The 25,311-nt window shown below is 64.5% G+C and carries 19 protein-coding genes and 1 tRNA gene; 14 read left to right on the top strand and 6 right to left on the bottom strand.

Going from position 1 to position 25,311, the window contains the following annotated elements; genetic code table 11:
* Positions 1–15: 15 nt before the first annotated feature.
* The 6 genes from cas8c to thrS all read right to left on the bottom strand — a co-directional run bounded on the left by cas8c (position 16) and on the right by thrS (position 8,411).
* Positions 16–1,989 (bottom strand): type I-C CRISPR-associated protein Cas8c/Csd1, encoded by a 1,974-nt coding sequence (gene cas8c / locus ACTNAU_RS01770; protein ID WP_441097480.1) that lies wholly within the window; start codon positions 1,987–1,989, stop codon positions 16–18.
* A gap of 5 nt (positions 1,990–1,994) precedes the next feature.
* Positions 1,995–2,714, bottom strand: coding sequence for a type I-C CRISPR-associated protein Cas5c (gene cas5c, locus ACTNAU_RS01775; protein ID WP_216401895.1), 720 nt, complete (start codon positions 2,712–2,714; stop codon positions 1,995–1,997).
* A 28-nt stretch (positions 2,715–2,742) separates the two neighbouring features.
* Positions 2,743–5,199, bottom strand: coding sequence for a CRISPR-associated helicase Cas3' (cas3, locus tag ACTNAU_RS01780; RefSeq protein WP_441097360.1), 2,457 nt, complete (start codon positions 5,197–5,199; stop codon positions 2,743–2,745).
* 155 nt (positions 5,200–5,354) lie between these two features.
* Positions 5,355–5,630, bottom strand: a complete 276-nt coding sequence (locus ACTNAU_RS01785) for a hypothetical protein (RefSeq protein WP_441097361.1) — start codon at positions 5,628–5,630, stop codon at positions 5,355–5,357.
* Positions 5,631–6,112: 482 nt separating this feature from the next.
* Positions 6,113–6,188, bottom strand: a tRNA-Lys gene (locus ACTNAU_RS01790).
* A gap of 315 nt (positions 6,189–6,503) precedes the next feature.
* Entirely contained in the window at positions 6,504–8,411 is a 1,908-nt protein-coding gene (gene thrS / locus ACTNAU_RS01795; protein ID WP_441097362.1) for a threonine--tRNA ligase, read from the bottom strand.
* A 618-nt stretch (positions 8,412–9,029) separates the two neighbouring features.
* On the opposite strand from thrS, the gene rny reads away from it, so the two are divergent.
* The 14 genes from rny (at position 9,030) to ACTNAU_RS01865 (ending at position 25,276) form a co-directional block, all read left to right on the top strand.
* The gene (gene rny / locus ACTNAU_RS01800) at positions 9,030–10,586 is read left to right on the top strand and encodes a ribonuclease Y (protein ID WP_256135102.1); all 1,557 of its coding nucleotides are present in this window, start codon (positions 9,030–9,032) and stop codon (positions 10,584–10,586) included.
* A 129-nt stretch (positions 10,587–10,715) separates the two neighbouring features.
* Entirely contained in the window at positions 10,716–11,492 is a 777-nt protein-coding gene (locus ACTNAU_RS01805; protein ID WP_441097363.1) for a TIGR00282 family metallophosphoesterase, read from the top strand.
* An 89-nt stretch (positions 11,493–11,581) separates the two neighbouring features.
* Positions 11,582–11,842 (top strand): stage V sporulation protein S, encoded by a 261-nt coding sequence (locus ACTNAU_RS01810; RefSeq protein WP_021661334.1) that lies wholly within the window; start codon positions 11,582–11,584, stop codon positions 11,840–11,842.
* A gap of 323 nt (positions 11,843–12,165) precedes the next feature.
* Positions 12,166–12,519, top strand: a complete 354-nt coding sequence (locus tag ACTNAU_RS01815) for an Asp23/Gls24 family envelope stress response protein (protein ID WP_441097364.1) — start codon at positions 12,166–12,168, stop codon at positions 12,517–12,519.
* Between the two features lie 14 nt (positions 12,520–12,533).
* Entirely contained in the window at positions 12,534–14,225 is a 1,692-nt protein-coding gene (locus ACTNAU_RS01820) for a DAK2 domain-containing protein (protein ID WP_256135104.1), read from the top strand.
* A gap of 101 nt (positions 14,226–14,326) precedes the next feature.
* Positions 14,327–16,369: an ATP-dependent DNA helicase RecG gene (gene recG, locus ACTNAU_RS01825; protein WP_441097365.1), complete on the top strand. Its 2,043-nt coding sequence runs from the start codon at positions 14,327–14,329 to the stop codon at positions 16,367–16,369.
* Positions 16,370–16,406: 37 nt separating this feature from the next.
* Positions 16,407–17,690 (top strand): amidohydrolase family protein, encoded by a 1,284-nt coding sequence (locus tag ACTNAU_RS01830; protein ID WP_441097366.1) that lies wholly within the window; start codon positions 16,407–16,409, stop codon positions 17,688–17,690.
* 35 nt (positions 17,691–17,725) lie between these two features.
* Positions 17,726–18,367, top strand: a complete 642-nt coding sequence (locus ACTNAU_RS01835; RefSeq protein WP_441097367.1) for a class I SAM-dependent DNA methyltransferase — start codon at positions 17,726–17,728, stop codon at positions 18,365–18,367.
* Between the two features lie 246 nt (positions 18,368–18,613).
* On the top strand, positions 18,614–19,648 hold the full coding sequence (asrA, locus tag ACTNAU_RS01840; protein WP_441097368.1) for an anaerobic sulfite reductase subunit AsrA: 1,035 nt from the start codon (positions 18,614–18,616) through the stop codon (positions 19,646–19,648).
* A gap of 18 nt (positions 19,649–19,666) precedes the next feature.
* The gene (asrB, locus tag ACTNAU_RS01845; protein WP_185916290.1) at positions 19,667–20,458 is read left to right on the top strand and encodes an anaerobic sulfite reductase subunit AsrB; all 792 of its coding nucleotides are present in this window, start codon (positions 19,667–19,669) and stop codon (positions 20,456–20,458) included.
* 15 nt (positions 20,459–20,473) lie between these two features.
* Positions 20,474–21,511 carry a sulfite reductase subunit C gene (gene asrC / locus ACTNAU_RS01850; RefSeq protein WP_441097369.1) on the top strand — a complete coding sequence of 346 codons (1,038 nt, stop codon included), beginning with the start codon at positions 20,474–20,476 and terminating at the stop codon, positions 21,509–21,511.
* Between the two features lie 736 nt (positions 21,512–22,247).
* Positions 22,248–23,165, top strand: coding sequence for a hydroxymethylbilane synthase (gene hemC, locus ACTNAU_RS01855; protein WP_441097370.1), 918 nt, complete (start codon positions 22,248–22,250; stop codon positions 23,163–23,165).
* Positions 23,162–24,664: a uroporphyrinogen-III C-methyltransferase gene (gene cobA, locus ACTNAU_RS01860; RefSeq protein ID WP_441097371.1), complete on the top strand. Its 1,503-nt coding sequence runs from the start codon at positions 23,162–23,164 to the stop codon at positions 24,662–24,664. Before hemC ends, cobA begins: the two co-directional genes overlap by 4 nt.
* A 21-nt stretch (positions 24,665–24,685) precedes the next feature.
* The gene (locus ACTNAU_RS01865; protein ID WP_441097372.1) at positions 24,686–25,276 is read left to right on the top strand and encodes a precorrin-2 dehydrogenase/sirohydrochlorin ferrochelatase family protein; all 591 of its coding nucleotides are present in this window, start codon (positions 24,686–24,688) and stop codon (positions 25,274–25,276) included.
* Positions 25,277–25,311 lie beyond the last annotated feature (35 nt).

Here is a 25,311-nt window from a genome sequence, read left to right on the forward strand (position 1 = left end):
AAATATCCTCCTCTTTTACTGTTTGTCTTCCGACTGGCTCTCGGTGGGCGATTTTTCCTCGCTTTTGCCGCTCTTCTTGCTGGTCTGGATAAAGTGGTTCATCTGGCTGCTGTATCCCAGCAGATAGGTCTCGTCCAGCGGCTCGTCGTTGAAGTCGCCCTCTTCAAACATGTCGATGATTTGAAAGATGCCCTTTTCGTATTCAAAGGTCTGTCCCTTGTAGCGCAGCAGATAGGGTTTGAGCTGGCCGTCGATGATTTTCCAGGTGCGCCGGGGGTGCGAGGCAAAGGCCTGCTGCAGCCGCTCGGCGTTGGTGGCGCGCTTTTCCTCCATCAAAAAGAGGGCGCGGCTCTCGATCTGGCGGGCGTAGGCCAGCAGCCGACCAAAGAGATAGCTGCGGTCGGTCTTTTGGGTGTCCAGTGCCATGGTCCATTCCTCCTTGTATTCACCGGTCGTATTCCAACCGTTTATCCGGTCGTTTTTCAGCTTGCGAATGAGGGCGCAGGCGATGCTGAGGGTCTTTCCGGCCTCCCACCCCTCCATCGCGATGGGGTTGGACGCTCTGCGGGCGGCGCAGTGCACCAGGTCGGACGGCAGCTGGGCGCCCTCGATGATGCAGGGGAGCAGTCGCTCCAGCGCGCTCTTTCTCAACTTGTCGTCCACATTGCGCCCGTAGGCTGTCTCGACAATGTCGATTGGGGAGGGGGCGCCGACAAAGGTCGCCGGCTCGTATTTAGGCTTCCCCTTCTTGTCCAATTCCCCCGTCGGGCGGCTGCGGTAGCGGTGCAGCCAGGTGCAACTGGTGTGCCACCGCCGGATGCGCTCCAAAAAGTCCTCCGCCGGCATCTCCCGGTAGTAAAAGACGGAGAGGCGGCCGGGGGTGGCCGAATCGAGGCCCAAGATCATGGCGCGCTCCCCCCCGTCCGGCACCCCGCTGTACCCGGCCAGGGCGCGGCTGAGCTGCGCGGCCCACCAATCGCCCGTATCCGCCCGGCGGGAAGGCGGCTCAGGCACCTCGCCCACAACGTCCATGCTGTCTGCACAGACCGAGGGCAATTTGCCGCCGCTGTCCCGCCAGGTGAGCACCACCTGGTCGCCGTTTTTATAGCCCTGGCGGGAAATCAGCCAGCGCAGGGCGCTGTGGGCCTTTTCGGTGGTCTCCCGCCCCAGGGAGAAGGCCTCTCGGGCGTCTCGGAAGCGGCCGCGGTAGGTAAAGCCCGACGCGTCGTTGCTGGACACCAATTTGGCCCCGTCGCCGGGGTTGCGGATCTTTTTGGGGCTCATCACCGAGACCGGCATCTCCCGGCCGGCGACAAAGCAGATGTCCCGCTCCTGCGGGGCGCGGTTTTGCCAGTCGATATAGCACTGCCGGACCGCCGCGCTGGCCCAGAGGCGGCTGTCGGGCGAAAAGCTGCCGTCGGCGGGGAGAACGGTGAAACGGACAAAGGCGTCCATCTGCTTGCCGCCGGTGCAGGCCCGGAAGATGGGGGGCAGCTCCTCCTTGGCGCCGTCCCACTTTTGCAGAAGATGGGCCTGCTCGTCCAGCCAGAGAATGCCGTCGGCCGCCAAATCGGCAATCAGCCGCCCCTTCTTTAAGTACTGCCAGACCGCCACGACAAAGGGGTGGCAGGCCGGGTCTTCGCACCAGCGGTCCAGCTGCTCCATATAGAGCTCGTACCCGCTCTTCTTCCCCGGCACACAGGCGGCAAAATCGCCCGCCAGGTACTGCAGTTTGTCAAAGAGGGGGTGGGGTTCCAACCCGCTGGTGCGCCCGGCAGAGGACTCGGTGCAGGGGATGATGGTGGTCTGTTCTCCCTTCCCCTCGATGACCGACGAGCGGCCGGGGCAGATGTTCCCCTCGGTGTCGAGCACCAGCTCGATCTGCGCCAGCTGGGTGGTGTGATAGGCCGGGAGCAGGGGGACCCGCCCCGCCTGCACCACCCCCACCTGGTCGGCACAGCGGTCATAGGTCTCGCAGAGCTTTTGCATCCAGCTCACAGGCCCACCTCCTCTGCCAGGCAATCGCTGAGGGAGAGGTTTTCCCCCGGAACAAAGGCTTTGACTGAGCGCTCCCCCACCGGGTGAACCAGGGTGCACTCCTCCGGCCGGCAGAAGGCGATGACCCCCCGCTCCATCTTGGGCAGCCAGAGGCGGGTCTCCATCTGGGTGCGGCCCGTCTCGTCCGGGTAGTTGAAGCCGTGAAACATCACCCCAAAGGCCAGTTCCGGACAGTCGTCATAGGCGCCCGGCCCCTCGCCGAAGGTGCAGGGCTCGACATAGCCCTGGCACTCCCGCGCGCCCAGGAAGATGTCCCGCCGACCGCCCCGCTCCACCATCCGCTTGGCGATGGCGTAGTGCTTGTTCTCGTTTCTGTCGCAGGCCAGTTCAGGGCGGTGCTCGTTCCACTCAAAGTGGACCTGCACCTGGTAGGCCACATCGGTGAGATAGGTGTAGATGGACAGTTCGTTTTCATCGCTCTGGTACTTGATGGGTCGCACCCCCTTGGACTGGGTGCGGATGGGGTTGAGGACCCGCACCCGGTCGACGACCCAAGTAAACGTTGGCTTCCAGTATATGGATTCTGCAATCCCCTTGAGGGCCTGGTAGGTGGGGACCTGGTAGCTGCACTTTTCGCCGCCCACCCGGGTCACCGGGTCACTGAAGAGGGCATTCCGCCCGTAGACCAGAAAATCGATTCGGTTCTCCCGTTCCATTCTCTCCCGCCTTTCTGTGTAGTTTTGTTTAAAAATTCAGTAAAGAGAGCTCGCCGGGCTCTTTTTGCAGGCCCAACTCGCTGTCGTAAAAGCGCTCATCTAGCGTCCAGACGCCGGCCTCGGGCCGGTACTCCAGGGCCTGTTTCTCCGTCAACAGGTTCTTTTCGTAGTCGGAGATGTGCACCAGGTAGCGCTGGGCTTCCCTCAACTTGGCGGGCAACTGCCGGATATCGGGACAGTTTGCAAACCAGTCGATCAGTTCCTTTCCCTTGCCATAGGGCACCAGCACGTCGATACCGCCCCGGTCCTCGATGGCCTCAAAGAGGCGGCCCGCTGTATGGTAGGCGTGGTGGGCGGGGACGGTGATGCCCTCGCCCTCGCGCCTGTCCTTCCAAACTTCCTCCCCTGCCCGGTTGGCGGAGAGCAGATCAAAGAGTTCCACATCGAGGAGACAGTCGCTCTTTTTGGCGGAGACCGGGTAGTTGAGCTGCCCGCCCTGCCGGGTATAGTACTCCCGATAGTAGGCGTGGATGGTGGCGGGCGCCAGGTAGGTCCCCCCGTCCGCCTCTCCCCTGGCGATCTTTCTCGCCACCTGCTCGAGGATCGGGATACAGGCCTCCTGTGCGCGCCGGATGTCCGGCAGGGGGCCCAGTCTCTCCGCCCCGTATTTGACGATAAAGACCTTGCCGCGCCCGCCCTTGCCGTGGCGGTTGCAGCGGCCCGCCGCCTGGGCAATGCTGTCAAGGCCCGCCAGAGAGCGAAAGACGCAGTCAAAGGAGATGTCCACCCCCGCCTCGATGAGCTGGGTGCTGACGCAGATGATTTTTTGGTGGAGACCAGGCCCTTCATTTGCCGACAACTGCTCGCACAGCACATCCAGCTTGTCCTGTCGGTGTTGGGAACAGAGCCAGTTGCTCAACAGGTAGTCGCTCCGCCCCTCCCCCTCCTCGCGCCGCCGGCACAGCGCTTCGTAGAGCGCCTGCGCCGCCGCCTTGGTGTTGACCACCGCCAAGATGCTGTCGGCCTCTTCCAGCTGCTGCTCCAGCCGCTGGGCAAAGGTGTCGGCGGTGTGTTCCTGTCGGGTTTCGTCGATGACGTCGACCCGGCGGAATTTCTCGAAAATCTCCTCCACCCCCTCCACCATCTGGGCGTTGGGGCCGAGGAGAAGGGGGATCTCCCGGTCGTCCAGATTGGGCTGGGTGGCGGTGCAGAGGACCACCGAACAGCCGCAGACCCCCGCCAGATAATCCAGAGCGCCGTTGAGGAGGTGGAGGCATTTGATGGGGATGGACTGCACCTCGTCGAGGAGGATGACCGAACCGGCCAGCTGGTGAAACCGGCGGACCGAGGCGGATTTCCCGCTGAAGAGGGTGTTGAGGAACTGGACAGCCGAGGTGAGGATCATCGGCGCGTTCCAGCGCTCGGTGAGGAGTTGGTGGCGCGCGCGGCCGTCGTCCTCACCCCCCTCTTCGCCCTCCGGCACCACCGCATCGCCGTGGTGTTCCAGCAGGGCGTCTCCCGCCTTCAGTGTTTTGTCCAGTACGCCGGCGTTTTGGGTGAGGATGGACTTGTAGGGGGCGATGTAGAATATCCGCCGCATCTTCCAGCGGCGGGCGCAGGCCAGGGCGTAGCGCACCGAGCTGAGGGTCTTCCCCCCGCCAGTGGGGACATAGAGCTGATAGATGCCCGGGACCCGCTGGGCAAAGGCCAGACAGGCGTCCGCAATCTCCCCCCGCGCAATCTCGATGGCATTTCTGTCGGGCATCCGGGCAAAATCCTGCATCTGCTTTTCCAGGTTGTCGGCCATTTGCTCCCACAGGGGGGCAACATCCACTTCCGGGGAGGGGGATAGGCCCGCTTCAAAGAGATAGGCGTCGTAGCGGTCGGCATCGACAAGGGCGCTCTCCAGAAAGCGCTGCGTCATCCCGAGCAAAAAGGCGTAGAGCGCGTTGGCCGAAGCGCCCGCCTTTTTGGCGATGTCCACCAGCACTTTTTTGTGCAGCTGCCACTCCCCCCTGGCCTGTGCAAAGAGGCGATCCCACTCGCCCTTTTCCAAGCAGTCGGAGAAAAAGCGGGCAAACACCTCGTCCCAGTCCGGGGGCTTGCGGGGGGTGAGCCGGTTGCGCAGCGGCAAATCCCCATTTAAATCCAGGCAGTCGGGGAGACCGCTGTGGTGGCCGCAGATGGCGGCCACCATCAATTCGGACAGCAGCCCGTCCACCCCGGTCATGGGGTTGCATTGCTCCACCCACCTGCCGCCGGCGGCGCTGTGGTTGACGGTGCCCCGCAGGGCGGGGAGGGCTTTGCTGATATAGTCCTGAAACTCCCGGCTGTACTTCCCCATGTCGTGGAGCAAACCCACTAGGTAGAAGGTGATGGGGAGACCAACGCCGAGACCCACCGTGCGGCAGCTCTCAGCCACCGCAGAAAGGTGCGCTTTGAGGGGCTGCTCCCTCTCGTCCCCAGTTTTGTGGGCAATATACACTGCGCCACCACCTTTTCACTATATTTGTTTAAATAATACGCTTTTTGATTGGACAAATCAACCAATTCGCGACATCTTTTGACATTTGAATATTCGACGAAATCCGACAATTTTGGGGGAAAGAAATGGCCCGGAGATACCCGAGCCATTTCTGCCTATGATTTTGCCAGGTAAAAAAGCATGTCCCCCACCTGTGGGTCGGGGGAGGAGACCACATACCGCCTGCCGTAGGGCTCGATGGCGGGCTGCAGGTCCTCAAAGGGGTAGAAATCCAACTGAATGGACTCCGGCTGCCGCAGTAAGAAATTGCAGACGTACTCCACCGGGTAGTAGCCATCCCAACCGCTGCCGACAATGTGGAGGGATTCAATGTCTTGGGGCCGGTGAGAATTCTCATGCCCCAGGTTCATATGCAGCTTGTCTGCATACATGGGCGATGCCTTCCTTCTTATAGTTTATTTGAAGACAGAGATTTCCCGCCCTCCTTTCTCCCCCGGGCTCCTTGACATCGCCGTATTTTGTGCGGTAAACTAAGAACGCAAGTTTGGTTTGCCGTGTCTGACGGTGCCAACTGCTCTAAGGCGGCCCATAGTGTGTCAGACTGTGGACCGTTTTTCTCGTCTTCTTAAGTCAGTATAGCATACTATTTACTCTATTACAATTGAATTTTATTCTGATTCTGTTTTTACCCTTCTACTTGCTTTCTCCCTACTTTTAGAGCTTTCGATTTTTATATTAATCCTTGACTTTGTTTTCTTAGTTAAAGTATAATTAATTGTCATATTATTAATATGCGGATTGAAATAATTGTAATAGTGTCTTTGATTGTAGTAGTTACCGGGGGATTATCGTTCTCCGGTAACTGCTTTTTGCACTATAAAAAAGGTCTGCATTAATCAATGCAGACCTTTTCTGGTGAACCACCGGGGATTCGAACCCCGGACCCTTTGATTAAAAGTCAAATGCTCTGCCAACTGAGCTAGTGGTTCATATTCTGAAAAATGCGCTCGTAAAGCGCTTATTTATAATAGCACCTGCCCCCTGCAAAGTCAACACTTTTTTGCCAAATTTCCGGAAATCTGCGTGGCGGCCGGTCGGCCCCTCGCGCCTTCTGCGCCGCTTTGAGGGAGTCATCTCTCCCCCCACCGGCCGCGCTCCCCACTATCCTGCCCTGTCGCGCAAAAAATATACCGATTTTTTGCCGGGCCGTCGGGGCGCAAAAAGAGAGCGGCGGCCACAAGTGGCCGCCGCTCTCTCATCGCTCATGCAGGCGTTTTCTCACATTTTATACAGGGCAGGTTCGGTCAGTCGCGCTCTTTGGTGGCGATCTTCGCCCGCACCATGTCGGTGAAGGCCTCCAGCGACATGGCGCCCAGGTCGCCCTCGCTGCGGGAGCGGACCGAGACGTTGCCCTCGGACTGCTCCTTCTCGCCCACCACCAGCATGTAGGGGATCTTCTGCAACTGGGCCTCGCGGATCTTGTAGCCCATCTTCTCGGCGCGGTAGTCCCCCTCGACCCGGATGCCCTGGCTGTCCAGCTGCTGCTGCAACTGCTGGGCGTAGTCGTGGAACTTCTCGCTGATGGGGACGATCTTCACCTGCACCGGGGCCAGCCAGGTGGGGAAGGCGCCGGCAAAGTGCTCGATGAGGATGCCGATGAACCGCTCGATGCTGCCAAAGACCACTCGGTGGATCATCACGGGGCGGTGCTTCTGGCCGTCCTCGCCGGTGTACTCCAGCTCAAAGCGCTCGGGCATCTGCATGTCCAGCTGAATGGTGCCGCACTGCCAGGTGCGGCCGATGGCGTCCACCAGGTGGAAGTCCAGCTTGGGCCCGTAGAAGGCGCCGTCGCCCTCGTTGATGGTGTACTCCCGGCCCAGCTCCTCCATGGCCTCCTTCAGGCCGTTGGTGGCGCGCTCCCAGTCCTCGTCGCTGCCCATGTGGTCCTCGGGCATGGTGGAGAGCTCGATCTTATAGGGGAAGCCGAAGAGGCTGTACACCTCGTCGATGAGGCGGATGACCCCTTTGATCTCGTCCTTGATCTGCTCGGAGGTCATGAAGATGTGGGCGTCGTCCTGGGTGAAGCAGCGCACCCGCATCAGCCCGTGAAGGGCGCCGGAGAGCTCGTGCCGGTGCACCAGACCCAGCTCGCCCACCCGCATGGGCAGGTCGCGGTAGGAGTGGGGCTGGGTCTTGTAGACCAGCATCCCGCCGGGGCAGTTCATCGGCTTGATGGCGAAGTCCTGCTCGTCGATGACGGTGGTGTACATGTTGTCCTTGTAGTGGCCCCAGTGGCCGCTGCGCTCCCACAGGGTGCGGCTGAGGATGATGGGGGTGCTGATCTCCTGGTAGCCGGCCTTGTGGTGGATCTCCCGCCAGTAGTCGATGAGGGTGTTTTTGAGCACCATCCCCTTGGGCAGGAAGAAGGGGAAGCCCGGGCCCTCGTCCAGCAGGGTGAAGAGCTCCAGCTCCTTGCCCAGCTTGCGGTGGTCCCGCTTTTTGGCCTCTTCCAGCAGGGCCAGGTGCTCTTCCAGCAAGCTGGCCTTGGGGAAGGCGGTGCCGTAGACGCGGCAGAGCATGGCCTTGTCCGAATCGCCCCGCCAGTAGGCGCCGGTGGCGCTGGTGAGCTTGACGGCTTTGACCTTGGAGGTGTCCAGCAGGTGAGGCCCGGCGCAGAGGTCGGTGAAGTCCCCCTGTTTAAAGAAGGAGATCTTCTCCCCCTTGCCGGCGTGCTCCTCGATCAGCTCCAGCTTGTAGGGCTGGTCGGCCATCAGCTCCTTGGCCTCGGCAGGGTCCAGCTCGAAGCGCTCCAGGGGCAGGGCCTCTTTGGCGATCTTCTTCATCTCGGCCTCGATCTTCTCCAGGTCCTCGGTGGTGAAGGGCTTCTCCACGTCGAAATCGTAGTAGAAGCCGCCGTCGATGGCCGGGCCGATGGCGAATTTCACCCCGGGGAAGAGGTGCTGCACCGCCTGGGCCAGGACGTGGGAGGCGGTGTGCCAGAAAACCCGCTTGCCCGCCGCGTCCTCAAAGGTCAAGATCTCCAGGGAACAGTCCTTCTCCAGCGGCTGGCGCAGGTCGGCCACCTCGCCGTCCACCAGGCCGCCCACCGCATTGCGGTAAAGGCCCATGGAAATCTGCTTGGCCACCTCTGCCACGGTAGAGCCCTGCTCCACCTGCAGAGACGAGCCGTCTTTCAGTTTGACATCGATCATTGTTGTCTCCTCCTCACTGTGCGCCCAAAAAGGCGCTGTGTGCACAAGTTGCCGCGTCTGCGCGGCGGGGCCCAGAGGGGCTGGCGGCGGGAAGGCCGCGCCCTGCGCCCGGCCCGTCGGCCGCGGCGCAATAAAAAAAACTTCACCCCTCGCATCTTCCAAGGGGTGAAGTCACACTCTCGCAAACTCCACGGTTCCACCCAAATTGCGCCCGGCAAGGGGCGCCACTCGTGCCAGGGGATAACGGCCCTGGGCCGGCAGGGATTGGCTGCACTCCGAGGTGGTACGCGGCCCCGCCCCCACCCCGCGCCGCTTTCAGCCGACGGCGGCGCTCTCTTTTGGGGGAAGGCGGGCGCGCATGTCCTCATCTACGCTTTTTCTGTTTTCATACTAGCACAGCTTCTCCCCCCTGTCAATCGCCATCTGCCCGCCTGGCAGGCCGTTTTTCGGCGAAAAAAGCACGCCTATTGGGCGGGACTTCCGCCCCCTGCGCCCGTCTTTGCGCCTTGACAGCAACTTGTTCCTAATATAAAATAAGAACAGTGTCCTTTTTGTTCTAACTGCTAAAAAATACATGCTGAAAAGCAAAAAATTCAAAGAAAAGGAGGGATTTTCTCCATGCCATTTACGCCTGTAACCATTGCAATCATCGCCGTTTCAGCGGTGATTTTGGCAGTCGTCGCCTTTGCCGGCGGCTTTGCCTATCGCAAGAAAGTGGCCGAATCCAAAATCGGCGCAGCCGAGACCGAAGCGACCAGAATTGTAAATGACGCCGTGAAAGAGGCGCAGGCCCGCAAGAAAGAGAGCCTGCTGGAAGCCAAAGACGAAATCCTCAAACTGAAAACCGAAACCGACCGGGAGCTGAAAGACCGCCGGGCGGACATCTCCCGCCAGGAGAAGCGGGTCATTCAAAAAGAGGAGTCCCTGGACAAAAAGATCGCCGGGGTGGAGCAGAAGAGCGACCGGCTGGAAAAGAAGCTCAAGGACGCCGAGGACCGCCTGGCCGAGGCCGAGGCCATCAAGGCCAGCCAGTTTGAGACCCTGGAGAAGATTTCCGGCCTGACCGCCGAGCAGGCCAAGGCCCAGCTGCTGGAAAAGCTGGACGAGGAACTGACCCACGAGAAGGCCCTGAAGATCAGCGCCTACGAGGCCCGCCTGAAAGAGGAGCAGGACGAGATGACCCGCAACCTGCTGGGCCTCTCCATCGCCCGCTGCGCCGCCGACCACGCCTCGGAGGCCACCGTCTCGGTGGTGCCCCTGCCCAACGACGAGATGAAGGGGCGGATCATCGGCCGCGAGGGCCGCAACATCCGCGCGCTGGAGACCCTGACCGGGGTCGACCTGATCATCGACGACACCCCCGAGGCCATCACCCTCTCGAGCTTTGACCCGGTGCGCCGGGAGGTGGCGCGGGTGGCCCTGGAGCGGCTGATCCAGGACGGGCGGATCCACCCCTCCCGCATCGAGGAGATGGTGAACAAGGCCAAAAACGAGGTGGAGAACACCATCAAGCAGGAGGGGCACCGCGCCGTGATGGAACTGGGTATCCACGGCATCAACCCCGAGCTGGTCAAGCTGCTGGGCCGGCTGCGCTACCGCACCAGCTACGGCCAAAACGTCCTCAACCACTCGATGGAGGTCGCCCAGCTCTCGGGCCTTCTGGCCGGTGAACTGGGAGTGGACGTGGACATGGCCAAGCGGGCCGGGCTGCTGCACGACATCGGCAAGGCCCTGGACCACGAGGTCGAGGGCTCCCACATCAAGATCGGGGTGGACGTGGCCAAGCGCTACCGGGAAAACCCCCAGATCGTTCACGCCATCGAGGCCCACCACGGCGACGTGGAGGCCCAGACCGTTCTCGCCTGCATCGTCAAGGCGGCCGACGCCATCAGCGCCGCCCGCCCGGGCGCTCGCCGGGAGAACGTGGAGAACTACATCAAGCGGCTGCAGCGGCTGGAAGAGCTGACCAACTCCTTCGACGGGGTCGAGAAGTCCTTTGCCATCCAGGCCGGCCGCGAAGTGCGGATCATGGTCAAGCCGGAGGTCATCAAGGACGACGAGATGACCGTGCTGGCCCACGACATCGTCAAAAAGATCGAGTCCGACCTGGACTACCCCGGCCAAATCAAGGTGCACATCATCCGCGAGAGCCGGGCCATCGACTTCGCCAAATAAGGCCGCGCCCATTTCTCTGTACACAGAGCGCCCCGCGCCGGGATTTCTCCGGCGCGGGGCGCTTTTTTCGCCGCTTTTGTGCTATAATACCAGACAGGATCGGCCGCCCGGAGATGGGGCGGCGGGCTTTTGAGAAGGGAGCGAGGAGATGTGAACATCCTCTTCATCGGGGACGTGGTGGGTCCGGCGGGCTGCCGCCACCTGCAGCGGGTGCTGCCCGACCTGCGGCGGCAGTATGGGGCGCAGCTGTGCATCTGCAACGGGGAGAACTCGGCCGAGGGGAACGGCCTTGGCTACGACAGCGCCCAGATGCTCCTGCAGGCCGGGGCCGACGTGATCACCACCGGCAACCACCTCTTTAAAAAGAGGGAGGCCCTCTCCCTCCTCGAGGAGATGCCCCACGTGGTGCGCCCCCTCAACTACACCCGGGCGCCGGGCTGCGGGTGGTACCTCTTTGACAGCATCCGCGGGCAGGTCTGCGTGGTCTCCCTGATGGGGACGGTCTTTATGGACGGCCTCCCCAGCCCCTTTGAGACGATGGACGAATTTCTCAAAGACCCGCCCTGCGAGACGGTGGTGGTGGACTTTCACGCCGAGGCCACCAGCGAGAAGCGGGCCATGGGGTTTTACCTGGACGGGCGGGTGGCCGCCGTGCTGGGCACCCACACCCACGTGCAGACCGCCGACGCCCAGATCCTGCCCGGCGGCACCGCCTACATCACCGACGCGGGGATGACCGGGCCCGCCGACTCGGTGCTGGGGGTGAAAAAGGAAATCATTCTGGAGCGGTTCCTCACCCACCTGCCAAACCGGTTCGAGATCGCCTCCGGCCCCTGCACCCTCTGCGGGGTCGCCCTGGAGCTGGAGGGCAAAAGAGCGAAAAATATCGCCTCTTTTTGTGTATAACAACCGTATATTTCCTTTGCTATTGTAAAAATATAGTCAATGTGTTACACTCTCTTTATCAGGAGTTCACCTTGTAAGGAGGGTGTTACATGGAAGTGTTAAAGGTGTCGTCCAAGTCCGCGCCCAACTCTGTGGCGGGCGCAATCGCAGCAGTGGTCAAAGAAAGCGGCGCGGCTGAACTCCAGGCGGTGGGCGCCGGCGCGATCAACCAGGCCCTCAAGGCGGTGGCCGTTGCCCGGGGCTATATGGCGCCGTCGGGGGTCAACCTGATCTGCATTCCCGCCTTTACCACCATCGCCATTGACGGGGAGGAAAAGACCGGTATCAAGCTCATTGTAGAGCCCCGCTGAATCGGGGACTCCAAGTCGGGTGGGGCAGTCCGACGCCCCGCTGTCAGCCAGCGCCGCTCGCGGGCGCTGGCTGTCTTTTTGTGCCGCCCCGGGCGATAAGGGGCCCCATTTTGGCATAAACTGAAAGGGGGGTGGACACCCCGGCCGCCCCCCAGTTTACAAAACGGCGTTTATTCTCTATAATAGAGGTACCATTTTTCCGCATTTCTCCCCCGGCCCCGCTGGGCGCCGGGCGAGAGGTGCCTGTTTTGATTGCTTTCAGGCGGGCGCGGGGGCAGCGCTCCCCCGCCCCGCCAGACGAATGGAAAAGGGAGTGACTTGGTTTGTTGAAATTAGAAAACCACCTGGGCACGACAACGATCACCACCGAATACTTTGCCGGTCTCATCGGCAACGTGGTCTCCAGCTGCTACGGCGTGGTGGGGATCTCCGCCTCGACCCCGATGCAGGGGATGTTGCGCCGGGTGTCCGGCCGCTCCACTCCCGCGCAGGGGGTCAAGATCAAGGCGATCGGCAACAAGCTGGTCGTGGACATTCACATCAAGGTCCTCTACGGAATCAACGTTTCCGCCATTGTGAAAAGCATCATGAACAAAGTCCGGTACGCCGTCTCCCAGGCCGTGGGTCTGCAGGTGGCAAAGATCAACGTCTTTGTTGACGACATGGCGGCCGAATAAAGGGGAGTATTTGGATGATAACAGGACAACTGCTGCGCGACAGCATCATCTCCGGCGCCAACAACATTCAAAACCAGCGGTTGGCGGTGGATGAGTTAAACGTCTTCCCGGTGCCCGACGGGGACACCGGCACCAACATGTCCATGACCATCGGCAACGGGGCCAAAGAGCTGGCCGTGCTGCCGGACAGCTGCACCGTGGCCGAGGCCGCCAAGACCGCCGCCTCGGCCCTGCTGCGGGGGGCGCGGGGCAATTCGGGGGTCATTCTGTCCCTGATCTTCCGCGGCTTTTCCAAGGGACTCAAGGGGCTGGAGACCGCCTCCCCCGCCGACCTGGCCCGCGCCCTGCAAGAGGGGGTGGCCGGGGCCTACAAGGCAGTGATGAAGCCCACCGAGGGCACCATCCTCACGGTGGCCCGGGTGTCGGCCGAGCGGGCGGTGGAGTACGCCCCCCACGCCGAGAGCGCCGCCGATCTGTGGGCGCTGGTCTGCCAGGTGGCCGAGGAGACCCTGGCCGAGACCCCCGAACTGCTGCCGGTGCTGAAAAAGGCCGGGGTGGTGGACGCCGGCGGCCGCGGGCTGCTGGTCATCTTCCAGGGGATGCTGCAGGTGCTGCAGGGCGGCCCGGTGGTGGAGGGCGAAAACCGCCCCGCCGAAAAGGCCAAGAAGGCCGCCGGCACCAAAGAGGTAGCCGGCGAGTTCGACATGTCCATGACCGAGCTCTACTGCACCGAGTTCATCATCAACCGGGGCGAGGACCGGCAGGACCCCCTGAAGCTGCGGGCCTTTTTGGAGGCCATGGGCAACAGCGTGGTCTTTGTGGACGACGAGGACATCATCAAGGTGCATGTGCACACCGGGGACCCGGGCGCCGCTTTGAGTGAGGCGGTCAAGTGGGGCTACCTGACCAACCTGAAAATCGAGAACATGCTCGAGCAGTACAAGGCCCGGCTGGCCGAGGGGGCCAACCCCGAGGAGGAAATCCCCCCCACCTTCGTCTCCGACGAGGACGAGGAGCGCTTTGACTACCAGCCGGTGGACCCGGACTGCGAGTACGGCTTTGTGGCAGTAGCCGCCGGCAGCGGCATCAAGACCCTCTTTTTGGACCTGGGGGTCAACGCGGTGGTCAGCGGGGGGCAGACCATGAACCCCTCCACCGAGGACATCCTCAAGGCCATCCACTCGGTGCCGGCCAAAACGGTCTTCGTGCTGCCCAACAACAAAAACATCATCATGTCCGCCGAGCAGACCCTGGCCCTGGCCGACCGCCGGGTGGTGGTGCTGCAGACCCGCACCATCCCCCAGGGGCTCTCGGCCATGCTGAGTTTTGACCCCTCCGCCTCGGTGCGGGAGAACTCGGTGAACATGACCAAGGCCATCGACCACGTGGGCACCGGGCAGATCACCTATGCCGCCCGCAACTCCGAATACGACGGCCATAAAATCAAAGAGGGGCAGATGCTGGCCATGCTAAACGGCAAGCTCTCCTTCACCGAGAGCGAGCTGCAGAAGGCGGTGGTCAAGCTGGTGCGCCAGCTCATCCGGAAGGACACCTCCTTCATCACCCTCATCACCGGGCAGGACGTCCCCACCGCCGAGAGCGAGCAGATCGAAAACGCTGTGCGCGCCCGCCTCCCCGAAGGGGTGGAGATGGCGGTGGTCTACGGCGGCCAGCCGGTCTATTACTACATCATTTCGGCCGAATAGAGAGCTGTTCGGCCCTTGGCGCGGCAGTGGCGGCGCGGCCGGTTGCAGCCGGCCGCCGCCCCTGCCGCCCTTTTATTTTTCCCGCGAGAGGAGGAAGCGCCGTGGACGGACAGCGGGACCTGTTTTCCATCGACATACAGTACGTCAAAGGGGTGGGGCCAAAGCGGGCCGAGCTGTTTTCCAAGCTGGGCATCGACTCGGTGGGCGCCCTGCTGCAGTTTTACCCCCGGGCCTACATCGACCTGCAGCAGACGCTCCCCCTCTCCCAGGCGCCCTTTGACGCCCCCTGCGCGGTGCTGGGGCGGGTGGTGCGCAAACTCCCCCCCGCCCGGCTGGGCGGGGGCAAGACCCTCTACAAGCTGCTGGCCACCGACTTCACCCAGGACTTCGCCGTCGTCTTCTGGCAAAACCGCTTCCCCTACGAGTCCCTCAAGGAGGGGCAGGACTACCTCTTCTACGGCAAATTCGGCGGCACCCTGACCCAGCGGGAGGTCAATTCCCCCCTCTTTTTGCCCGAGGGGGAGCGGCGGGACCTGCTGCCGGTCTACCCCCTGACCAAGGGGCTGACCTCCAAGGCGGTGGCCACGGCGGTGGAAAACGCCCTCGCGGCCTACGGGGAGGAGATCCCCGACCCCCTGCCCGCCCCGGTGCAGGCCGAATACCAGCTCTGCCGGGCGGGGTACGCGGTGAAGAACATCCACCGCCCCGAGACCGCCCAGGCCGCCCAGACCGCCCGCCGCCGATTGATTTTCGAGGAGCTGCTGGTGTTGCAGTTGGGGCTGGGCAGCCTCAAAAAAAAGGGGCGGGAGCACACCGACTTGCAGATCCCCGCCGCCGACCTGGGGCCCTTTTTGCAGGCCCTCCCCTACTCCCTCACCGGGGCGCAGCTGCGCTGCATCGGCGAGATCGGGGGGGACATGGCGGGGGCGGTGCCCATGAACCGGCTGCTGCAGGGGGACGTGGGCTCGGGCAAGACGGTGGTGGCCGCCGCCGCCGTCTACCGGGCCGCCCAGGCCGGGGTGCAGAGCGCCCTGATGGCCCCCACCGAGATCCTCGCCGCCCAGCACCACCGCACCCTGGCGGGGCTGCTTCGCCCCCTGGGGCTGACCGTCGCCCTCCTCACCGGGTCGATGAAGGCCGCCGAGAAGCGGGCGGTGCTGGCCGGGCTGCAAGACGGCAGCACCGACTTGGTGGTGGGCACCCACGCCCTGCTGGGGGATGCGGTCTCCTTTGCCGAGCTGGGGCTGGTCATCACCGACGAGCAGCACCGCTTTGGGGTCAACCAGCGGGGCGCCCTGGGGGACAAGGGCCGCGCCCCCCACGTGCTGGTGATGAGCGCCACCCCCATCCCCCGCACCCTGGCGCTGATCATCTACGGCGACCTGGACATCTCGGTGCTGGACGAAAAGCCCGCCGGGCGGCGGGAGATCGAGACCTTTGCCGTGGGCTACGGCCGCTACCAGCGGGCCCTGAACTTCGCCGAGAAGCAGATCGCCGCCGGCCACCAGGTCTACGTGGTCTGCCCCCTCATCGAGGAGGGGGAGAGCGAGCTGGAGAGCGTGAGCGCGGTGCGCGACCAGATGGCCGCCTACCTCCCCCACCGCCGCATCGGCCTGCTGCACGGGAAGATGAAGGCCCGGGAGAAGGAGGCGGTGATGGCCGCCTTCTCGGCCGGGGAGCTGGACACCCTCTGCTCCACCACGGTGGTGGAGGTGGGGGTGGACGTGCCCAACGCCAACCTGATGATGATCCACAACGCCGACCGGTTCGGCCTCTCGGCCCTGCACCAGCTGCGGGGACGGGTGGGGCGCTCGGACTGCCAGAGCTACTGCATCCTCCTCTCCAAGAGCGGGGGGGAGGGGGCCCGCAAGCGGCTGCAGGCCATGTGCGAGAGCTCCGACGGCTTCGCCCTGGCCAACCTAGATCTGGAGATGCGGGGCCCCGGCGACTTTTTCGGGGCGGCCCAGCACGGCCTGCCCCAGCTCAAGATCGCCGACCTGCTCACCGACCGCACCACCCTGGCCGAGACCTCGGCCGTGGCCCGCCAACTGTTGGAAGAGGACGCCACTCTCCGCCGCTGGCCCCTGCTGCGCCAGGCGGTGGGGCGGCTCTTCTCCTCCATCTCCGAAAACGGATTCAACTGACCGCCGCCGCGGCCCCACCAGAAAGGAAGGACCCGCCATGTCCACCCTCTTTCAAAACGCCACCCTCATCGACGAACAAGGGCGCCTCTCCCCCCACACCGACTTGCTGGTGGAGGGGGGGCTCATCGCCCGCATCGGCCCCCACCTGCCGGCCGAAGGGGCCCGGGTGATCGACTGCACCGGGCAGTTTTTGACCCCCGGGCTCTGCAATCTCCACGCCCACACCCCCATGAACATCTTCAAGGGGATCGCCGAGGACGTGAACATCGACGACTGGTTCAACCGGGAACTCTGGCCCTACGAGTCCAAGATCACCGACGAGGACATCTACTGGGGCTCCAAGCTGGCCATCGCCGAGATGGCCCAGAACGGGGTCACCGCCTTTGCCGACCACTACTTCGGCGGGGCGATGATCGCCCAGGCCGCCCGGGAGTGCGGGCTGCGGGCGGACATCGCCTACACCGCCTTCGGCTTTGGGGGGGACGCCGCCGCCGAGATACAGGCCACCGAGGACCTGATGGACGCCTGTGCCGGCGACCCCCTGGTGCAGGTGCGCTTCGGCCCCCACTCCCCCTACATGTGCACCCCGGAGGTGCTCACCGCCCTCGTCGAGCGGGCCCGGGCCCGGGGGGTGGGCATCCACCTGCACGTCTCCGAGACCGCCGCCCAGGTGGCCGAGAGCCGGGAGAAGTACGGCCGCACCCCCTTTGCGGTGGTGGCCGACTGCGGGGGCTTCACCCTGCCCTGTATCGTCGCCCACGCCCTCTACATCGAGGAGGGGGACCTCCCCCTGCTGGGGGAGGACACCTTTGTCGCCGCCTGCCCCAAGACCTACCTCAAATTGGGGATGGGCGAGGGCGGGCTCTGGCGGCACTGGAAAAACCTCCGCCTGGCCACCGGCACCGACGGCGCGGCCAGTTCGGCCACCGTCAATCCGCTGGAGCAGGCCCGGCTCTTCGCCCTGCTGGGCAAGTGGCGGGACCAGGCCGAGGACTTCGCCCTGAAAGACATCTGGCGGCTCCTCTTCGCCGGGCACCAGGCCCTGGGCTTTCACAGCGGCCGCTTGGAGGAGGGCTGGGCCGCCGACCTGAACGTCTGGTCGCTGGACGACCCCGCCACCGCCCCCCTCTACGACCCCCTGGCCGCCATCCTCTACAGCGCCGACCCGGCGCGGGCCATCCGCCACACCCTGGTTGGCGGCCGCTTTGTCAAGGAGGACGGCCGCCTCGCCTTCGACGTGGAGGAGATCTTGCGGGAATCCGCCCGCTGCGCCGCCGCCATCGGCCGGCGGGGCAAGGGGGAGAGCAAGCTCTTCTTTTGACACCCATCCCGACCTATTTTAAGGAGGAAACCGAGATGCCCGTCACCCCTGTGGACGACCGACAGACCGACTACCTGGCCCTGGTGCGCCAGGGCTATGACAACTGTGCCGCCGACTACTGCGCCGCCCGCAGCGGGGACCGGGAGCCGGCGCTGGACTGGCTGCTGCCCCTTCTGGCCCCCGAGAGCCGGGCCCTGGACATCGGCTGCGGGGGCGGGGTGCCGGTGACCCGCGCCCTCTGCCAGTGCTGCCGGGAGGTGGTGGGGGTCGACCTCTCCCCCGCCCAACTGGCCATCGCCCGCAGGCAGGTGCCGGAGGCCCGGCTCCTCTGCGGCGACTTTCTGGAGCTGGACATCGAGGGGCCCTTTGCGGCGATCACCTGCTTTTACACCCTCTTTCACACCCGGCGGGACCTCCACCCCGCCTTTCTGCGCAAGGTGAAGGAACTGCTGGCCCCGGGCGGCTACTTCCTCTTCTCCGCCGCCCGGGAGGACGAGCCCTCCTACACCGAGCCCGACTTCTTCGGCACCACCATGTACTGGAGCAACTACGCCGCCGCCACCTACCGGGAACTGCTGGAGGAGATGGGCTTCTCGGTGCTCCGGAGCGAAGAGGTGCTCTGGGGGGCGGGGGAGCGCCACCCCTTCTTGCTGGCAAGGAAGGACAGCGACTGCTGAATTTCGCCCCATCCCTCTCTTTTTCTCAAATATCGGGGAAAAAGAGGGGGATTTTCTTTGCCTTTTGTCAAATCATCAGCCCTTGCTCGGCTAACCATTCTTTTTTTCAATGGAGTGGGCCGGGGCGAATGGTGGTCGGCCTGTCCCGAATATGCTATACTAAAATCCATAGAAAACCTCGAGCAGCGCCCGGCGCACCGGTCCCTTCCGGTGCGCCGGGCGGTTCACAGGAAAGGCGGTACAGCAATGGGATACAGCTTAAACGACCGAGAGACCGACGCCCTCTTCGACCGGCTGGCGGCAGAGTACAAAATCTATGCCCCCAAGCGGTTTGCCAAGCAGGGGCGCTACTCGGACACCGACATCGTGCGCTACGACGAGATCCACGCGGTGGAGGAGATCGTCTGGGACAAAAAGTCCGACTTCTCCGCCAAAGAGGTGCTCACCCCGGTGACCGAGCCCATCTTCTACTTCACCGAGGACGAGTACCGGGAGAGCGGGGCCCCAAAAAAGAAGATCCTCATCTTCCTGCGGCCCTGCGACATCAACGCCTTTGAGCACCAGGACCGCATCTACCTGGGCAACGGCGGCTTCTGCGACAGCTACTACCAGCGGATGCGGGAGAAGACCCGCTTCGTGCTGATGGAGTGCACCGAGGGCTGGGACACCTGTTTTTGCTGCTCCATGGGCGCCAACAGGGCCGAGGAGTACAGCGCCGCCGTCCGCCGCACCGAGGAGGGGATCCTCTGGTCGGTGAAGGACGAGGAGCTGGCCCCCTATTTCGCTGGCTGTGAAGAGGCCGAGTGGCAGCTGCAGTTCATCGAGAAAAACCAGTTTGAAGTCAAGATCCCCGAAATCGCCGACAAGGAGACCCTGGCCAAGCTGAAAAAGCACCCCATGTGGCAGGAGTACAACGACCGCTGTGTCAGCTGCGGCAGCTGCACCCTGGCCTGCAGCACCTGCACCTGCTTCACCACCCGGGACAAGATCTACAGCGAGAACGCCAAGGCCGGCGAGCGCCGCCGGGTGCTGGACTCCTGCCAGATCCCCGGGTTCGACGCCATGGCCGGCGGGCACGGGTTCCGCACCACCCCGGCCGATCGCATCCGCTACCGGGCCCTCCACAAGGTGCACGATTACAAGGCTCGCTTTGGGGACTACCACATGTGCGTCGGCTGCGGCCGGTGCAGCGCCCGGTGTCCCAAGTTCATCTCCTTCCCGGCCATCATCAACAAGATGAGCGCCGCCCTGGAGGAGATCGCGGCCGAAGCGTCGAAATAGAGTGAGGAGGACGACCCTATGACAAATCCCGTGATGCCCAAAGCACACCGCATTTTACATATCAACCACGAGACTGAGATGGAGTACACCTTCCGCATCGAGGCCGACTTTGTCCCCGAGCACGGGCAGTTTTTCCAGCTCTCGGTCCCCCGGGTGGGCGAGTGCCCCATCTCGGTGAGCTCCTTTGGCGAGGGCTGGCTGGAATTCACCATCCGCGCCGTGGGCAAGGTGACCGACCAGCTGTTCTCCATGCGCCCCGGCGACGAGCTGTTCCTGCGCGGGCCCTACGGCAAGGGCTGGCCGGTGGAACAGCTGCGGGGCAAACACCTGGTGTTTGTGACCGGCGGCACCGGGCTGGCGCCGGTGAAGAGCTGGCTGAACAAGCTCTACGACGAGCCGGAGATGGCCGAGAGCGTCCACCTGATCGCCGGGTTCAAAAACGAGGCCGGCATCCTCTTTAAGCCCGACCTCGCCCGCTGGAAAGAGCGCTTTTCCACCCACTACACCCTGGACAACGACCAGATCGAGGGCTGGAACACCGGGCTGGTGACCAAGTTCATCCCCGAGATCCCCTTTGACACCTTTGGGGGCAACTACGCCGTGATCATCGTCGGGCCCCCGGTGATGATGCACTTTGCCGCTTTGGAGGCGCTCAGCTGCGGGGTGCCGGAGGAGAAGATCTGGGTCTCGTTCGAGCGCAAGATGTCCTGCGCGGTGGGCAAGTGCGGCCACTGCCGCATCGACGAGACCTACGTCTGCCTGGAAGGGCCGGTATTCCCGTACACCGTGGCCAAAAACCTGCTGGACTAAGGGGAGGCATTGAGGATGAACTGCGATATCAACATCAAACAACTGCAAAAAAACTGCTGGCGGCAGTCCAAGGTGCCCGGCGAATTCATGCTGCAGCTGCGGGTGCCCGGCTCCCTGATCGAAGCCAAGCACCTGGAGCGGGTGATCTACATCGCCAACACCTGGGGCAACGGCCTCTTTCACGTGGGGATGCGCCACACCCTGAACGTCCCCGGCGTCAAGTACGAAAACATCCCGGCGGTCAACGCCTATATCAAAGACTACATCTCCCAGGTGGAAAATGAGATGTGCGGGGTGGAGATGGAGGAGTCGGAGAACGGCTACCCCACTATCGGCGCCCGCAACATCATGGCCTGCATCGGCAACCGCCACTGCATTCTCGCCAACTACAACACCCAGGAGCTGGCCAAGAAGATCGAGCCCCTCATCTTCCCCAGCCACTACCACATCAAAATCGGGATGTCCGGCTGCCCCAACGACTGCGGCAAAGGCCAGTGCAACGACTTCGGCATCATCGGCCAGGCCAAGATGGACTACGTCTACGACCGCTGCATCGGCTGCGGCCAGTGCGTGGACGCCTGCAAAAAGCACGCCACCGGGGTGCTGAGCCTGACCGAGGACAAAAAGGTCGCCAAGGACACCTGCTGCTGCCTGGGCTGCGGCGAGTGCGCCGTGGTCTGCCCGGCCGGGGCCTGGGTGCGCCAGCCCAAAAAGTTCTTCCGCATCACCATCGGCGGGCGGACCGGCAAGCACACCCCTCGCCTGGGCAAGACCTTCATCAACTTCGCCACCGAAGAGGTGGTGCTGGGGGTGCTGGGCAACTGGCAGAAATTCTCCGCCTGGGTGCTGGACTACAAGCCCGTCTACATGCACGGCGGCCACTTGATCGACATGGCCGGGTACGAGAAGTTCAAGGAGATGATCCTCGACGGGGTGGAGCTCAACCCCGAGGCCAAGGTCGCCCAGCGGATCATGTGGGCCGAGAGCGAGATGCGGGGCCAAATCAACGTCATCCCCATCGGCGAGCACCCGGTGGCCGGCCCCCAGCAATAAAGGAGCACCGCGCCTTTATTGCTGTTTGGCAGCAAAGCTTTGCGCACAATGTGCGCAGTTTTGCAAAGGCAAAACCGCTTTGCAGCCTCGCTGCTGGGTGGGGCGTCGGATGCAAGGGCGCCCGGCAGAGGGGAGCAAGTCGCTTCCCCTCTGCGCCGGCCGGAAAGGATGCTTTTCCCGGCACGCTGAGCCTGCGCTGTTTGGCAGCTCTCCTCCGTTCACTCCGCTCGCGGTTTTGCTCAAGCAAAATCGGAGAGCAGCCCCGCTGCTGAGTAGGACATCAGATGCAGGAGCACCCGGCCTGGGGGAGCAAGTCCCTTCCCCCCGGCACCGGCGGGAAGGGATGCTTTTCCCGGGCGCGCTGAACACAACATCAAACAGTCCCCGCTGTGTTGGGCAGCACTTGGGCAAAGTCCAGAACGAACCGCCTGCCCTCCCCCCGCCCATCCAGGTCAGAAGGGATATCTTTCCCGGCAGGCGGACCCTGCCGCCGGGCTGCCGGCTGGGGGGAGCAAAAAGTTCCCCCTCGGCGCAAAAACGGCGTTCTATCGCCCCCCGCGTGGGGCACTTTCAGACACATATTTGCGCGATCCACAAGGGCCAGGCGGCGACAGGCCGTTTGGCCCTTGTCTTTGCCACGCCGGCGGGCTTACAATAGAGAAAAGCGCCGCTTTCAAGTGCGGCCCTTCCCCCCGGCACACCCCCGCACAAACCCCACAAGAAGGAGGCTTCCCCTGTGAAACTCGTGATCGGCACCCGGGCCAGCCGGTTGGCCCTCATCCAAACCCAGTGGGTGGCAGACGCCCTTCGCCGCCAGGACCCGGCGGTGGAGGTGGAGATCAAGACCATCACCACCAAGGGCGACCGCATTCAAAACCTGCCCCTGGACCAAATCGGCGGCCAGGGCATCTTCACCCGGGCCATTGTCGCCGCCCTGCACAGCGGCGAAATCGACTTGGCGGTACACAGCCTCAAAGACATGCCCTCCGCCATGGAGGAGGGGTTGGACCTGGCCTGCGTCCCCGCCCGGGAGGACCCGCGGGACGCCCTGGTGGCCCGCCCCGGCATCGCCTCGCTGGAGGAGCTGCCCCAGGGGGCCAAAATCGGCTGCGGCAGCAAGCGGCGCATCTGCCAGCTGCTGGCCCTCCGCCCCGACTTGGAGATTTGCCCCATCCGCGGCAACGTGGACACCCGCCTCGACCGCATCGAAAGAGACGGGCTGGACGGCACCATCCTGGCGGTCTCCGGCCTGAAGCGGCTGGGGTGGGCGGGGCGCATCTGCCACCCCTTCTCCCCCGACGAGATGATCCCCGCCTGCGGCCAGGGGGCCCTGGGGCTGCAAATTCGCGCCGATGACCGGGCGGTGAAGGCCGCCCTGGCCCCCTTAGAAGACCCCCTGGCCGCCCGCCAGGCAGCGGCAGAGCGGGCCTTTCTCGCCGCCGCGGGGGGGAGCTGTCACCTGCCGGTGGGGGCCTACTGCCAGGTGGAGGGGGGCCGCTCCACCCTGCTGGGGATGCTGGGGACCGAGGACGGCCCCCTCTGGGTCGAGGGGCGGGAGAGCGCCCCCGCCGGGGAGGAGGCCGCGCTGGGCTGCCGCCTGGGCGAGCAGCTAAAGGCCCAACTGGCCCAGCGCTTGCGGGAGACAGACCGATGAGCGGGCTTGTCTCCATCGTCGGGGCAGGGCCGGGGGATCCCGGCCTTTTGACCCTGCGGGCCGCCGACCGGCTGCGCCGGTGCGACTGCGTGGTCTACGACCACCTGGCGAGCCCCCGGCTGCTGGCCCTGACCCCCGCCGGCTGCGAGCAGATCTACGCCGGGAAGGAGGCGGGCAACCACGCCCTTCCCCAGGAGGCGCTCAACGCCCTTCTGGCGCAAAAGGCAAAGGAGGGCAAGCGGGTGGTCCGCCTCAAGGGGGGCGACCCCTACGTCTTTGGCCGCGGGGGGGAGGAGGCCCTCTACCTGAAGGGGGCGGGCGTCCCCTTTGAGGTGGTGCCGGGGGTGACCTCGGCGGTGGCGGGGCCCTGCTGCGCGGGCATCCCCATCACCCACCGGGGGCTCGCCACCTCCTTTCACGTCTACACCGCCGCCAGCCGCACCGGGGAGGACCCGGTGGACTGGGCCGCAGCGGCCCGGCAGGAGGGGACGCTGGTCTTTTTGATGGGGCTCTCCCGGCTGGAAAACACCTGCCGGAAGCTGTTGGAAAACGGCCTGCCCCCCGACACCCCGGCGGCGGTGGTGAGCCGGGCCACCACCCCCTTGCAACGGACCGTCCGCGCTCCCCTGGGAAAGCTGGCGGCGGCGGTACGGGCGGCCGAGCTGCCCCCGCCGGCCATCACCGTGGTGGGGCAGGTGGCCTCGCTGGGCGAGGTGCTGGACTGCTTTGAGGAGCGCCCTCTCTTTGGGCGCACGGTGGTGACCACCCGGCAAAAATCCCACGGCTTTGACCTCTCCGCCACCCTGGAAGAGGCGGGCGCACGGGTGGAGCGGCTGGACGCCATCCGCATCCGCCCCTGTCCGGGGGAGGACCTGCAGCGGGCCTTTGCCCGGCTGGGGGAGTACAGCTACCTGATCTTCACCAGCCAGAACGCGGTGCGCATCTTCCTGGAGGAGCTCCGCCGCTCGGGCAGGGATCTGCGCGCCCTGGCGGGGCACTGCCTCTGCGCCGTGGCCCCCCCCACCGCCGCCGCCCTGGCCCGGGAGGGGTTGGCAGTCGACCTGACCCCGCCCCGCCACACCTCCGCCGGGCTGTGGGAGGTGCTGGGAGACCGGCTGGGGCCGGACGACCGGGTCCTCTACCCCCGGGCCAAAGCGGTGCGGGGAAAGCTGGGGGAATGGCTGCCCACCCACTGCCCCACCGACCAGGTGGTCCTCTACGAGACATTGGAGGACGCCCGCGACCTGGGCGACGCCCTGACAGCCCTGCGGGGCGGGGAGGCCGATTACCTGACCTTCACCAGCCCCTCGGCGGTGGAGAGCACCCTGCGCGCCCTCGGCCCCGATTTTGCCCGCTGTCTGGCGGGCACCAAGATCGTCAGCATCGGCCCGGTGACCAGCGGCTGTCTGCGCGCCCACGGGCTGGAGCCGGCGCTGGAGAGCGGGCGCTGCACCGCCGAAGAGATGGCCCAGCTCATCGTCGAAGACGGCCGGGCTTAAACCTGTGAGGAGGAGATTTCCATGTCCTATTACCCGCTGATGATCCAGCTCGCCGACCGCCCGGTGCTGCTGGTGGGGGGCGGCCGGGTGGCCCGGCGCAAGGGCGACGCCCTCCTCTCTGCCGGGGCGGACCTGCGGGTGGTGGCCCCGGCCCTCTGCGACCAGCTGGCCGAACTGGCCGCGGAGGGCAAGGTCGCCTGGCGGCAGGGGGCGTTCGCCCCCGCCGACTTGGAGGGGGTCTTTCTGGCAGTGGCCTGCACCGACCGGCGGGAGGTCAACGCCCGCGTCGGCGACCTCTGCCGGGAGCGGGGGATCCTCTGCTGCCTCTGCGACGATGCGGGGCAGTCGGACGCCATCTTCCCCGCGGTGGTGAAACGGGGGGCATTTCAGCTGGCGGTCTCCACCGGGGGGCAAAATCCCGGCCTCGCCAGGGAGGTAAAAAAGCGCCTCGCCCGCCAGTTCGGGCCGGAGTACGCCGCCCTCTGCCAGGAGAGCGGCCAGGCGCGCCAGGCCATCCTCCGCGCCGCCCAGGGCGCCGAGCGGGAGGCCCTGTTGCGCCAGCTGGACAAAGCTGCCCTCGAGGGCACCGACCTCCCCGCCGAGGAGGACTGACCGCCTCTGCGGGGGCCGCTGGCCCCTCTGCGGCG

Source organism: Bittarella sp. HCP28S3_D9, assembly GCF_052065655.1.
GTDB lineage: Bacteria > Bacillota > Clostridia > Oscillospirales > Ruminococcaceae > Bittarella > Bittarella massiliensis.

Bases quoted from the DNA above. Each gene is read 5' to 3' on its own strand.
- cas8c (WP_441097480.1), bottom strand. From the start codon at position 1,989: ATGCAAAAGCTCTGCGAGACCTATGACCGCTGTGCCGACCAGGTGGGG.
- cas5c (WP_216401895.1), bottom strand. From the start codon at position 2,714: ATGGAACGGGAGAACCGAATCGATTTTCTGGTCTACGGGCGGAATGCC.
- ACTNAU_RS01785 (WP_441097361.1), bottom strand. From the start codon at position 5,630: ATGTATGCAGACAAGCTGCATATGAACCTGGGGCATGAGAATTCTCAC.
- thrS (WP_441097362.1), bottom strand. From the start codon at position 8,411: ATGATCGATGTCAAACTGAAAGACGGCTCGTCTCTGCAGGTGGAGCAG.
- rny (WP_256135102.1), top strand. From the start codon at position 9,030: ATGCCATTTACGCCTGTAACCATTGCAATCATCGCCGTTTCAGCGGTG.
- ACTNAU_RS01810 (WP_021661334.1), top strand. From the start codon at position 11,582: ATGGAAGTGTTAAAGGTGTCGTCCAAGTCCGCGCCCAACTCTGTGGCG.
- ACTNAU_RS01820 (WP_256135104.1), top strand. From the start codon at position 12,534: ATGATAACAGGACAACTGCTGCGCGACAGCATCATCTCCGGCGCCAAC.
- ACTNAU_RS01830 (WP_441097366.1), top strand. From the start codon at position 16,407: ATGTCCACCCTCTTTCAAAACGCCACCCTCATCGACGAACAAGGGCGC.
- ACTNAU_RS01835 (WP_441097367.1), top strand. From the start codon at position 17,726: ATGCCCGTCACCCCTGTGGACGACCGACAGACCGACTACCTGGCCCTG.
- asrA (WP_441097368.1), top strand. From the start codon at position 18,614: ATGGGATACAGCTTAAACGACCGAGAGACCGACGCCCTCTTCGACCGG.
- asrB (WP_185916290.1), top strand. From the start codon at position 19,667: ATGACAAATCCCGTGATGCCCAAAGCACACCGCATTTTACATATCAAC.
- asrC (WP_441097369.1), top strand. From the start codon at position 20,474: ATGAACTGCGATATCAACATCAAACAACTGCAAAAAAACTGCTGGCGG.
- cobA (WP_441097371.1), top strand. From the start codon at position 23,162: ATGAGCGGGCTTGTCTCCATCGTCGGGGCAGGGCCGGGGGATCCCGGC.
- ACTNAU_RS01865 (WP_441097372.1), top strand. From the start codon at position 24,686: ATGTCCTATTACCCGCTGATGATCCAGCTCGCCGACCGCCCGGTGCTG.